The sequence below is a fragment of the Comamonas testosteroni genome (assembly GCF_030505195.1).
In the GTDB taxonomy this organism is placed as follows: domain Bacteria; phylum Pseudomonadota; class Gammaproteobacteria; order Burkholderiales; family Burkholderiaceae_C; genus Comamonas; species Comamonas testosteroni_G.
Genome location: NZ_CP129672.1, coordinates 4,357,935 through 4,369,799, shown reverse-complemented (window position 1 = coordinate 4,369,799; position 11,865 = coordinate 4,357,935). Strand labels below are relative to the sequence as shown.

11 protein-coding genes are annotated in these 11,865 nt (G+C 63.6%); 6 read left to right on the top strand and 5 right to left on the bottom strand.

The window, feature by feature from the left end; all coding sequences use genetic code 11:
• The first annotated feature begins 6 nt into the window (after positions 1–6).
• Genes QYQ99_RS20205 through mltB form a run of 4 tightly spaced genes read left to right on the top strand, consistent with a single transcriptional unit; the run spans position 7 to position 5,278 of the window.
• A complete protein-coding gene (locus QYQ99_RS20205) occupies positions 7–927 on the top strand; it encodes an AAA family ATPase (RefSeq protein WP_302089734.1) in 921 nt (306 codons plus the stop codon).
• 31 nt (positions 928–958) lie between these two features.
• The gene (locus QYQ99_RS20200; RefSeq protein WP_302089733.1) at positions 959–2,020 is read left to right on the top strand and encodes a DUF58 domain-containing protein; all 1,062 of its coding nucleotides are present in this window, start codon (positions 959–961) and stop codon (positions 2,018–2,020) included.
• Entirely contained in the window at positions 2,017–4,131 is a 2,115-nt protein-coding gene (locus tag QYQ99_RS20195) for a DUF3488 and transglutaminase-like domain-containing protein (protein ID WP_302089732.1), read from the top strand. Before QYQ99_RS20200 ends, QYQ99_RS20195 begins: the two co-directional genes overlap by 4 nt.
• A gap of 4 nt (positions 4,132–4,135) precedes the next feature.
• Positions 4,136–5,278 (top strand): lytic murein transglycosylase B, encoded by a 1,143-nt coding sequence (gene mltB, locus QYQ99_RS20190; protein ID WP_302089731.1) that lies wholly within the window; start codon positions 4,136–4,138, stop codon positions 5,276–5,278.
• Positions 5,279–5,347: 69 nt separating this feature from the next.
• On the opposite strand, the gene QYQ99_RS20185 is transcribed toward mltB, so the two are convergent.
• A complete protein-coding gene (locus QYQ99_RS20185; protein ID WP_302089730.1) occupies positions 5,348–6,640 on the bottom strand; it encodes a branched-chain amino acid ABC transporter substrate-binding protein in 1,293 nt (430 codons plus the stop codon).
• 91 nt (positions 6,641–6,731) lie between these two features.
• On the opposite strand from QYQ99_RS20185, the gene QYQ99_RS20180 reads away from it, so the two are divergent.
• Together QYQ99_RS20180 and wrbA are read left to right on the top strand one after the other, a co-directional pair.
• Entirely contained in the window at positions 6,732–7,115 is a 384-nt protein-coding gene (locus tag QYQ99_RS20180) for an Hsp20/alpha crystallin family protein (protein ID WP_302089729.1), read from the top strand.
• 276 nt (positions 7,116–7,391) lie between these two features.
• Positions 7,392–7,994 (top strand): NAD(P)H:quinone oxidoreductase, encoded by a 603-nt coding sequence (wrbA, locus tag QYQ99_RS20175; protein ID WP_302089728.1) that lies wholly within the window; start codon positions 7,392–7,394, stop codon positions 7,992–7,994.
• Positions 7,995–8,049: 55 nt separating this feature from the next.
• Here wrbA and tsaD read toward each other — a convergent pair whose 3' ends face one another.
• The 4 genes from tsaD to QYQ99_RS20155 form a co-directional block, all read right to left on the bottom strand.
• Positions 8,050–9,090 (bottom strand): tRNA (adenosine(37)-N6)-threonylcarbamoyltransferase complex transferase subunit TsaD, encoded by a 1,041-nt coding sequence (gene tsaD / locus QYQ99_RS20170; protein ID WP_302089727.1) that lies wholly within the window; start codon positions 9,088–9,090, stop codon positions 8,050–8,052.
• A 174-nt stretch (positions 9,091–9,264) separates the two neighbouring features.
• The gene (locus QYQ99_RS20165) at positions 9,265–9,720 is read right to left on the bottom strand and encodes a CBS domain-containing protein (protein WP_003079039.1); all 456 of its coding nucleotides are present in this window, start codon (positions 9,718–9,720) and stop codon (positions 9,265–9,267) included.
• A 153-nt stretch (positions 9,721–9,873) separates the two neighbouring features.
• Positions 9,874–10,584 carry a DUF937 domain-containing protein gene (locus QYQ99_RS20160; RefSeq protein ID WP_302089726.1) on the bottom strand — a complete coding sequence of 237 codons (711 nt, stop codon included), beginning with the start codon at positions 10,582–10,584 and terminating at the stop codon, positions 9,874–9,876.
• A 165-nt stretch (positions 10,585–10,749) separates the two neighbouring features.
• Positions 10,750–11,796: a porin gene (locus tag QYQ99_RS20155; protein WP_302089725.1), complete on the bottom strand. Its 1,047-nt coding sequence runs from the start codon at positions 11,794–11,796 to the stop codon at positions 10,750–10,752.
• Positions 11,797–11,865: the final 69 nt, after the last annotated feature.

Below are 11,865 nucleotides of genomic sequence, written 5' to 3'. Positions count from 1 at the left end.
TCTGCCATGCATGCACAGAACACAATTAATGCGCTTTTGAGTCAGCTTAACACGGTGATGGAGGGCAAGCCGGATCAGGTCAGAGACGGTGTGGCCTGCTTGCTGGCAGGCGGTCACTTGCTGATTGAAGACGTTCCCGGTGTAGGCAAGACCACCCTGGCCCATGCACTGGCACGCAGTTTCGGCCTGCAGTTCTCGCGTGTGCAGTTCACTGCCGACCTCATGCCCAGCGACCTCACGGGGGTCTCCATCTACGATCGCGGACAAGAGGCTTTTGTGTTCCACCCCGGGCCGGTGTTTGCCCAAGTATTGCTGGCCGACGAAATCAACCGCGCCAGCCCCAAGACCCAGAGTGCGCTGCTCGAAGCCATGGAGGAGCACCAGGTCACGACCGAAGGCAAGACCCACAGCCTGCCTGCCCCTTTCTTTGTGATTGCCACCCAGAACCCTCTGGAGCAGTTGGGCACCTTTGCGTTGCCCGAAAGCCAGCTTGACCGATTTCTCATGCGCATCAGCCTGGGCTATCCCTCGCGCGATGCCGAGCGCAAGCTGCTCGCGGGCAATGGCCGCCGCGCCGCTGCCGATGCACTGCTGCCCGTCATCTCCCAGCAGGAGCTGCAGCAGTTGCAGGCCGCTGCACTGGCCGTGCATGCCAGCGACGCCCTGCTCGACTATGTACAGGATCTGATTGCCGCTACACGCAACGGCCAGTGGTTTGCCCAGGGCCTGTCGCCACGCGCAGGCATCGCGCTGCTGCGTGCGGCCAAGACCATCGCACTGATGGAAGGCCGCGACTATGTGGCGCCCGACGATGTACAGGCCATATTGCCCCAGGTGGCTGCCCACCGTCTGGTTCCCGTGGGCCATGCCGGCCGTGGTGCCGTGGAGCAGGTGCGCGCCATGATGCAAGCCGTTGCGCTGTCTTGATGTCGATGGACTTCGACATGAATTTCATAGCATGAAGCGCCCGTTATCAAAGGGCGGGCAGCCAGAAAAATCCAATATCTTCCAGCGGCTCTCACCCCGCGCCAGGGTGCGCGAGTGGATGTTTGCTCGTCTGCCGCGCAGCGACCAGCTCACGCTGACCCAGGGCAATGTCTACATCCTGCCCTCGCGCGCGGGCTGGGCCATGCTGGCCACGCTGATCGTGCTGTTGATCGCTGCCATCAACTACCAGCTCAATCTGGGCTATCTGCTCACGTTTTTGCTAGCAGGAAGCGCGGCCGCCAGCATGGTTGTGGGCCATGGCAATCTGCGCGGTCTGCAGTTGAGCCTCGGCGGCGCAGGTTCGCAAGGCAGCACCTCGGGCGGCTGCTTTGCCCATGCGCCCTGCCCCATGCATGTCAGCCTGCACAATGCCCGCCGCTCACGCCGCTGGGGCATCGGCCTCGCATTGCACCAGACGCGGCACAACACCGATCACTCTGATGCCTGGACCTGGGTCGATATCCCCGAGCAGGGCAGCACCGCCGTGCAGTTGAGCTTCATGCCCACGCGCCGCGGCCGGCAGGAGCTGCCCGCCATCTCCATACTCACACGCTACCCGCTGGGTGCATTTCGCGTCTGGGCTCTGTGGCGGCCCCAAACCCTGGTCTGGGTCTATCCCGCACCTGAAGCCCATGCCCCGCCTCTGCCAGCCGCCAGCCCCGAAGCTGGCGGCCGCAGCAGCGCCCAGGTACGCAGCGGTGAGGAATTTGACGGCGTACGTGCCTATCAGAATGGCGACCCGCTCAAGCTGGTGGTGTGGAAGAAAGCGGCCCAAGCCTTTGCCGCAGGCAGCCACCAGCTCGTCAGCCGCGACCGGCCCATAGCTCACCATCACAGGCTCTGGCTCGATGTGCGCCAGACCGGACTTGCCGACCATGAAGCGCGCCTGTCACGCCTTGCCGCCTGGGTGCTGATGGCTCAGCAACAAGGCCGCACCTGGGGCCTGCGCCTGCCCGGCGGGCAGGAAATCGCGCCCGCCAGCGGCGCACAGCATGCCACGCGCTGCCTCGAAGCATTGGCAGCCTGCCCATGAAAGCAACCGCCTCTTCCCTCGAAAGCAACTGGCTGCAACGCCTGACGGCCCTTCCGCGCGATGCACGGGACACGCTGTTTTTGCTCGCCGTCATCGCCTGGATCATGCTGCCGCAGATTCAGCACACACCGTGGTGGACCAGCGCCTTTGCCGCAGCTCTGCTGCTGTGGCGTGCACGCCTGGCACTGACCAGCGCCCCCCTGCCCGGCCGCTGGGTGCTGGCGGGCGCACTAGCCATCGCCATTGGAGCGACCTGGGCCACGCACAAAACGATTGTGGGCCGCGATGCCGGCGTGACCCTGGTCGTCATGCTGCTGGCGCTCAAGACGCTGGAACTGCGCGCCCGGCGCGATGCCATGGTGGTGTTCTTTCTGGGCTTCTTCGTGCTGCTCAGCAACTTTTTCTATTCGCAGTCCCTGCCCACAGCCATGGCCATGGTGCTCGGGCTGATGGGCCTGCTCACGGCCCTGGTCAACGCCCATATGACGGCTGGCAAGCCTCCATTGACGCAGGCTCTGCGCACTGCGGGCTGGCTCGCGCTGTGGGGCGCACCGGTCATGGTGGCGCTGTTTCTGTTCTTTCCGCGCATGGCGCCGCTGTGGGGCGTACCGTCCGACGATATGGCCGCTCGCTCGGGCTTGTCCGAGAACATGCGTGTGGGCGAAGTCGCCGCGCTGGCTCTGGACGATAGCGTAGCCCTGCGCATTCGCTTCGATACGCCGGGCGGCAAGGAGCCACCGGCCAACACCCTGTACTTTCGCGGCCCCGTGCTCAGCCAATTCGATGGCCGCAACTGGCAGGCCGACCCTGTGCTCGACGCCATGGCCATGCCTCAGCTACGTGTGAGCGATGAACCCGTTCGCTACCAGATGCTGATCGAGCCCAGCAAGCGCCGCTGGCTGACGCTGCTGGATGCCGTCAAGACCGAGCCGCAGATTCCGCCCGGAGCCTCGGTAGGCAGGCTGCGCATGAGCTCCAGCCTTCAGTGGCTGAGCTCGCGTCCGATCACCGATGTGCTGCGTGTCGATGCCCAAAGCTATCTCGACTTCAGCCATGGACCGCTGCAACTCACGCCCGAGCTCAAACGCTATCTGCAACTGCCGGCCGGCAGCAACCCGCGCACACAGGCCCTGGGCGAGCAACTGCGGGCCGAATTGCGCGCCCAACGGGGCGCCGACACGGATACGGATACCGATACGGACAGGCTGATCGCCGCCGCCCTGCAGCGCCTGAAAGCCGGCGGCTACACCTACACACTGGAGCCCGGCGTGGTGGACAGCGTCCACACCGCCGATGACTTCTGGTTTGACAGCAGGCAAGGCTTTTGCGAGCACATCGCCTCGGCCTTTGCCGTACTCATGCGCGGCATGGGAGTGCCCGCGCGCATCGTGACCGGCTACCAGGGCGGCGATCGCAACAGCGTGGACAATTACTGGACCGTGCGCAACAGCGACGCCCATGCCTGGACCGAGGTCTGGATTGCCGGCCGGGGCTGGGTCCGTGTGGACCCCACGGGCGCTGTCGCACCCAGCCGGGTCGGCCAGTTCCAGCGCCTGAGCGCTCCCCCCGGAGCCTTTGCCAGCGCCGTTGGAAACTTCGTCGATACGGGCTCGCTGGAGAAGCTGCGTGCCGTCTGGGAGGCCGTCAACAACCGCTGGAACCAGTGGGTGATCAACTACACGCAAAGCCGTCAGCTCAATCTGTTGCAGAGCCTGGGCTTCGAGTCGCCGAGCTGGACGGATCTGCTGCGCCTGCTGGCGGGCAGCTTGAGCGCTATGGCGCTGCTGTGGCTGATCTGGGCCCGCGCCACACGGCCGCAGCGCGACGGCTGGGGCCAGCTCATGCACGGCGCCAAGCTGAGGCTGCAGCGCGCAGGCATGGCGAGCGACGCCAGCGAATCCGCGCGCAGCCTCTCGCGCCGCGTGCAGGAGCGCTGGGCCGAGGAATCTGCATCCGCGCCTCTGGCTGCGGCCTTATCCGACTGGCTGCTGGACATGGAAAGGCTACGCTATGCGCCATCCTCCAATACCGAAGCCACCGAACTGAAGACCTTGCGCCGACGCTGGCTGTCCCTCCGGAAGCAGCGCTGGCCCCGAACCATCAAGAATTAAAAACATGAGCATCCACCCTCATCAAAGCAATCGTTTCAGGACTAGAACACTGAGCACTCTGGCCTTGTGCCTGCTGACCGCCTGCGCCATCGCCGCACCGGCCAAAAAAGCCGTCCGCAAGGCGGCACCGGCAGCAGCAGCCACGGCTGCCGCCGCTACGGCCGTGGCCTATGCCAGCCGCAGCGACGCCATGCAACTGGCCGATGAAATCGCTGCCCGCCGCGATCTGCCTGTCGACTGGGTGCGCGCGCAGCTGAGCGAAGCGCGCAATCTGCCCGTGGTCACACGCCTGATGACGCCGGCCGGCAAGACCTTTGTGAAGAACTGGACGGTGTACCGCAGCCGCTTCATCGACCCCGTGCGCATACGCGCCGGCGTGCAGTTCTGGCGGGCCAACCACCAGGCGCTCGCGCGTGCCGAGCAGCAATTCGGCGTGCCCGCAGAGATCATCGTCGGCATCATCGGTGTGGAAACCATTTACGGCCGCAACATGGGCAACTTTCGCGTGATGGATGCGCTGGCCACGCTGGCGCTGGATTTCCCGCAGGCCCACCCCCGAGCACAGGCCCGCAGCGACTACTTCCGTGGCGAACTCGAGCAGGTGCTGGTCACGGCCAGCCGCACGGGCAGCGACCCGTTTGCGCTACGCGGCAGCTACGCCGGCGCCATGGGCCTGGGCCAGTTCATGCCCACCAGCTGGGACAAATACGCGGTCGACTTTGACGGTGACGGTCGCATAGACCTGTTCAACAGCGCCACTGACGCCATCGGCTCGGTCGCCAACTACTTCGTCGGCCATGGCTGGAAGCCGGGCCTGCCCACGGCCTTTACCGTGGACATGCGCGCCCAGGGCGAGAATCTGGCAACCCTGCTGGCACCCGATATCAACCCCACGTTCACGACCAAGCAGATGGCGGAACGCGAAGTGCGTGTACTGGGCGCCGACAACTATGAGCGTCCGCTGGCACTGATCGAGCTGAAAAACGGCAGCTCCGGCCCCACGGAGTACATCGCGGGTACCGAGAACTTCTACGCCATCACGCGCTATAACTGGTCGGCGTTCTATGCGCTGTCGGTGATCGAGCTGGGGCGCGAGGTACATGAAGCCTATCTGGCCAGCCAGACCGCCTCTGCTACGCGCAACTAGATTAATTCGGGCTGCAGCGCTTTTTCCAATAAGCGCTGACCGCTATTGATTCGATAGTTCTCCAGCCACTCAAAAGCGCTTCATCCGGCACTGACTAGGCAACTCTGCCCTGGCTGCAAAGATCTCGCGCACTACCTTGAAGCCGTAGCCCGAGCCTTCCACATCGAAGTCCACGCCTGCGCTGCCTCTCTTTTCCATCATGCCTACCACCAGCGATTGCTGAAACTGGTGGTCTACCGCCCGCATGCTGCCCGAGCGGCCCGCCAGTCGGACCCTGGCATGCTCCAAGGCATGGGCCACGGCGACGGTATCCGTGCTGCCGGCTTTTTCGAGGCTCTGTGCAAGAGCATCGATCATGAGCTGCATGCGCATATGCACATAGTCGTCCTGCGGATTGGGAAAGCGCTGGCGAAAGGACTGGTAGAAGGCCCGGCTCTCTGCCGTGGGCACATTGGGCAGCCAGTCGGCCACGGCCAGCACCTTGCCCACGCCGGCATCGCCCAAGGCAGCCGGGGCTCCCAGGGCATTGCCGTAGAAGGTGTAGAAGCGCCCTTCGTAGCCGGCCTCGCGCGCAGCCTTGACAAGCAGCATCAGATCATTGCCCCAGTTGCCGGTGATCACGGCCTGGGCACCGCTTTGCTGGATCTTGACCGCATAAGGCGCAAAGTCCTTGACGCGGCCCACGGGGTGCAGCTCGTCGCCCACAATGCGCACATCGGGCCGTTGCATGCCAAGCTGACGCCTTGCTTCGCGCAGCACGGCCTGGCCAAAGCTGTAGTCCTGCCCGATCAGATAGGCACTGTGTACGGCCTTGTCATCCTTGATGACCTCCATCAGCGCAGCCATGCGCATATCGGCATGGGCATCGAAGCGAAAATGCCAAAAGCTGCAGCGCTCGTTGGTCAGCGCCGGGTCCACGGCCGAATAGTTCAGATACAGCACACGGCGCGAAGGGTCTCGGCTGTTGTGCTTGTCGATGGCGTCCAGAAGCGCCGCTGCCGTGGCCGACGAGTTGCCCTGCATGATGATGCGCGCACCGCCGTCTATGGCCGCACGCAGCGCCGACAGTGCCTCCTCGTTCTGGCCCTTGCTGTCATAGCGCTCTATCACCAGCTCATGCAGACCGTCGGCCAGGCGCACGCCGCCGCGCGCGTTCACTCGCTCGGTCGCCCACAGCAAATTGCGGAACACTGCCTCGCCCGTGTTTGCAAACGGGCCCGAAAGACTCTCCACCAGTGCCAGCTTGATGGGTTGCGCAAGCTTGGCCTTGGCTGCAGCCACAGCAGCGCCAGCAATGCCGAACGGGGCGCATAGTAGTGGCAACTGCAGGTATTTCAAGGCATCACGGCGCAATTTATTCATCAAAAAAACCTCTTGAAATGCGCTTGCCACCACCTACCTATGAACCAAGCGGCAACAACGCAAGCCGCGCAGTTTAAAGGAGTTAAACACCATGTTCTTCGCCCCTGTAATGAGCCGCAATACCTTTGTATCCCCTCGCGCCGCCGACCTGGCCCTGCAACGCTTTCTGCAGGAAACCCTGGGCGCTGCAAGCCCCGTACAACGCCAGGTTCAAGTCAGTCGCGATGACCAGTTCACGACCCTGACCCTGGATGTGCCAGGCTTGGCACGCGAGCAACTCAAACTCTCGCTGGAAGGCTCTGTCGCCAAGCTCGAAAGCGTGGAAGGCGCAGCCCGCCAGGTCAAATACAGCTGGGATCTGGGCCATGAAATCGATGCTTCCAAAAGCAAAGCCAAGCTTGAGCATGGAGTGCTGACGCTGACCCTGGCCAAGCTCGAGCCCCAGAGCAAAGCCGTGACGCTGAGCATCGAATAAGCGCTGTTTACGCTGACCGGCCAGCCTCATCCTTTCTTCCATCTTCTCTTAGCAAGAGGTCGGCCGGAAAGCACAAAGCCCGCAATGCCAAGGTGTTGCGGGCTTTTTTCATGTCAATGGCATTGCCGATTCCGGGACTTGAGCCGATTCGGCGCCTTGGCCTACAGGCGCCGGCTGCCGGTGCGTGTCGCGCTGCCATCTTCGATTCCTACACTGTGGATTCAGTCGGGTGCGCCACTGCCGCACCGCTTTCCAACCCGTTTGAGGAATTCACCCATGGCAAAAGTGCTGGTTCTCTACTACTCCATGTACGGTCATATCGAAACCATGGCGCAGGCCGTGGCCGAAGGCGCGCGCAGCGTCAGCGGTGTCGAGGTCACCGTCAAGCGCGTGCCCGAAACCATGCCCGAGGATGTCTTCAAGAACGCAGGCGGCAAGGCCAATCAGACCGCAGAGGTCGCCAGCCCCGCCGAACTGGCCGACTACGATGCCATCCTGTTTGGCGTGCCCACGCGCTTTGGCAATATGCCGGGCCAGATGCGCAGCTTTCTCGACCAGACCGGCGGTCTCTGGGTCAAAGGGGCTTTGATCAACAAGATCGGCAGTGTCTTCACCTCGACCGGCACTGGCGGCGGCCAGGAAATGACGGCCACGACCACCTGGGCGACGCTGGCCCATCACGGCATGATCATCGTGCCGCTGGGCTATCCGCTGCCCGAACAGACCAATCTGAGCGCGGTCAAGGGCGGCAATTCGCCCTATGGGGCCTCGACGATTGCGGGTGCCGATGGTTCGCGCCAGCCTCATCCCGACGAGCTGAGTATTGCCCGCTACCAGGGCCAGAACGTAGCGAAACTGGCCGTAAAGCTTGCCGGATAAGCGCAGGCAGCCATGAAAAAAGCAGCCACCTGGGCTGCTTTCTTTCTGCACGAACTCACCTGAGCGAATCCAGCGGCCAGCGTGGCCTCACATCGAACGCATATTCATGCAGTGCCTGCTCGCGTCCTGCCTGTATGCGCATGGCGGCAGCCATGGCAATCATGGCGCCGTTGTCGGTACACAGATGCAGCTCGGGGTAATGCACGCGAATCTTGTGCTTGGCGCAGGCTTCATTGAGCTGCTCGCGCAGCTGCTTGTTGGCCCCCACGCCTCCCGCCACCACCACGCGCTTCATGCCGGTCTGCTTGAGTGCGGCCATGGTTTTCTTGACCAGCACATCCACAATCGCGGCCTGCGTGCTGGCGGCCAGATCGGCCTTGCGTGCTTCGAGCTCCTCACCCAGCTTCTTGGCCTGGGTCAGTACGGCCGTCTTGAGACCGGCAAACGAAAAGTCCAGATCGCCCGAATGCAGCAGGGGGCGAGGCAGCTTGAAGGCTTGGGGATCGCCGCCCTCTGCCAGCTTCGAGAGCACGGGGCCGCCCGGATAGGGCAAGCCCATGAGCTTGGCTGATTTGTCGAAAGCCTCGCCCGCCGCATCGTCGATGGTTTCACCCAGGATTTCGTATTCGCCCACGCCGTCCACACGCATGAGCTGGGTATGCCCCCCCGAGACCAGCAGGGCCACAAACGGAAACTCCGGCGGGTCGGCACTGAGAAAGGGCGAGAGCAGATGACCTTCGAGGTGATGCACGCCCAGCACGGGCTTGTCCAGCGCGGCGGCCATGGCGCAGGCGGCACCGGAGCCGACCAGCAAAGCCCCGGCAAGGCCAGGACCGCGCGTAAAGGCAATCACATCGACGTTTTCGAGCTGCTCCCCGGATTCGGCCAGCACCTTTTCGGTCAGCGGCAGCACGCGGCGAATATGGTCACGGCTGGCCAGCTCGGGCACCACGCCGCCATAGGCGCGGTGCATTTCAATCTGGCTGTGCAACGCATGACTCAGCAAGGTGGGCACACCTTGTCCGTCCGGGGTGCGCACCAGGGCCACACCGGTTTCATCGCAAGAGGATTCGATTCCCAGGATCAGCAAACTCATGGCCGCAAGTGTAGAACTTGCGACCTCCAGATGCAGAGAAGGCGGACATTAGCCCTGCCCGCCTTCTCTATTCCACGACTTACGCAAAACGGGTTCAGGCCGAGCGACTGCCTCAGAAGGCAGGCCGTTGTTACATTCTTGTTTGCGTAAGTCCCATATTCAATTCATAGCAGCCTACGGCTGATTCACATTGGGTGTCCCGGAAATATAGTGTTCCAGCTGATGAATCGTGAACTGCTGGGCCGAGATGATTTCCTTGACGATGTCGCCAATCGAAATCAGCCCCTGCAGCTCGCGGGTCTCGCTGATCACGGGCAGATGGCGCATGCGATTGCTGGTCATCAGCGACATGCACTCCTCGCTGGTCTGGCGCGGCAGCACGCAATGCACCTTGCGCGTCATGACCTCGTCCACGCGTGTGCTGGCCGAGCTTCGGCCCTGCAGAGCGATCTTGCGCGCGTAGTCGCGCTCGGTCACGATGCCTGCGATCTCGCCACCTTCCAGCACCAGCAGCGCGCCAATGCTTTTTTCCGCCATGAGCTGCAGCGCAGCCAGCATGGTGTCGGAGGGAGAAACGCTGTAGATAGTGCTGTTGCCCTTGGCACGCAGAATTTCGGCGACGGTCGTCATCTGGTTCTCCTTTCTGGATCGGCCTGTCATGCAAAACGCATGACGACATGACCAGTGTGAGAATCCTGCTGCATTGCGGCAATCAGGCTATGCCCGTATACAAAAACAAAAAAGGCAGCCAAGGCTGCCTTGATACTGTCATCCAATCAGGGCTCAGCGCCGACCGCCCAGCAGACCCGCGCCCAGCTTGAACAGATCTCCGGCATCGAGCTTGCCGTCGCCATTCTGGTCGAGCAGGCTGCCGAGGATGCCTCCCGCAGCGCCGCCTTGCGACTGAATCTGGCCTCGCTCCTGATCCAGAGCACTGCCCAGGTCGCCAGCCCCCATGCCCTGCGCCTGGACCCGGTTGGCCAGGAAAGACATCACCAGCGGAGCCAGCAGGGCCAGCAACTGACCCGCATTGCCACCCAGGCCCGTGGACTGCCCCAGTTGGGACTCGGCCTGCTGCTGCTGACCGCCAAAGATATTGCCCAGGATGGCGCCTGCATCCAGCTGCGAGTTGCCGGCACCGGAGCCGCCTCCCAGCACCGAGCCCAGAATGCTGCCCAAACCACCCAGGCCGCCAGCCGCACCGGCGCCACCGCCCGCTCCACCCAGCAGGCCACCGAGCCCGCCCAGCAGACCTCCCAGATCCATCGCTCCATTGGCACTGCTGTGATCGCGCTGCAGCGCACCGAACAGATCGGCAGCTCCCTGAGGCTGGGCCGTGTTCTGGCCCAGCGCACCAAACAGCATGGGCAGCGCCACGCCCACGGCCTGCTCGGCCTGCACGGAGTCAATGCCCAGTTGCTGGGCCAGGCCCTGCATGGGAGCGCCCTGCAGCTGGCCCATGAGTTCGTCGGTCAAAGATGCGTTAGCGGTCATTTCAACACTCCTCAAAAACAGCGCACATGGTACGCGCGCTCTGTGTCCCGAAATGTGATCAATGTTCATCCACTGCGCAAGCCCCTGCCGAGCTATAGACCATTGAGGCGGCCTGCTCACTGGACTGGGCCTCCTGCAGGCCGCAGCGTCCGGTGACGGCTTGGCTCAGAAGGAGTGCGAGATGCCGACCAGCAGCGAGCGCGGCTTGCTGCCCTTGGGAACCGAAGGCCCGGCATTGCTGGCGCTGTTGATGGTGAAAGCTGCATCCGCCTCGTTGCGGATCGCGGAGACGCCCGCATACAGCTTGGTGCGCTTGGACAGCGCATGGTCGTAGCGCACGCTCAGGGCGCGGGCATCGCTGTTTGCGCGCGCACGCCCCTGGAACTGTCCATAGGACAGCAGCACCTGCCCTGCCGCGCTGACCGGTATGGTCATGCTGGCTTCAAAGAAACGCCCGCGCTTGCTGGCGGCATCCGGCAGATCATCTTCGCGGGTGGACAGCAGCAAGGCCGCTCGCGCCAGCTTGAAGTCATAGGAGCCGCCCAGCAAGCGATAGCGGTCGGTGTTCTGGGCTGTGGTGCGACGCTCCCACAGCGAGGCCCCCAGACTCCAGGGGCCGCGCGTGTAGTCCAGCGAGCCGCCGAACTGGCGCCCGACATTGGTGTCGGCGTTTTCCCCGAACGAGTACATGCCTCGCACCACCAGCCCCGCGATGGAAGCCGACTGAAAGCGCAGCGAGTTGTCAGCGCGCAGCACCGTGCCGTCACGGAAATAGTTGGCGGCATTGCCCCAGATCAGGCCCGTCAGGGCGTAAGAAGCCAGCGAGGTATGAAACGTGGTGTAGTGGCGGCCCACCGTCAGCTGGCCCCAGTCGCCCCCCATGCCGACAAAAATCTGGCGACCGAAGGCAAGGCCCCCCTGACCGCGCTCACCGGTATCGGCATTCAGTCCGGCCTCCATCACGTACAGCGCACGCAGGCCGCCGCCCAGATCCTCGGAGCCGCGAACGCCCCAACGCGAGCCCGCCAGGACACCGCTTTCCGCGCGCAGGGTGCGGCCCGCACCGGTGGACACCGACTCGGCGGCCATGTCCACCACGCCGTACAGCGTGAGCTGGGATGTGGCGGGCGCAGCGGTCTGGGCCTGAGCCAGCGAGCATGTGGAGATGAAGGCTGCGGCCACGGCCAAGCCTCCCGATTGCCAGGATGTCATGAAGTCTCTCTTTTTAATAATGGATGGGGCTCCCGGCAGGGTCCTGCCGCTGTCGAGCCGCTGACAGCA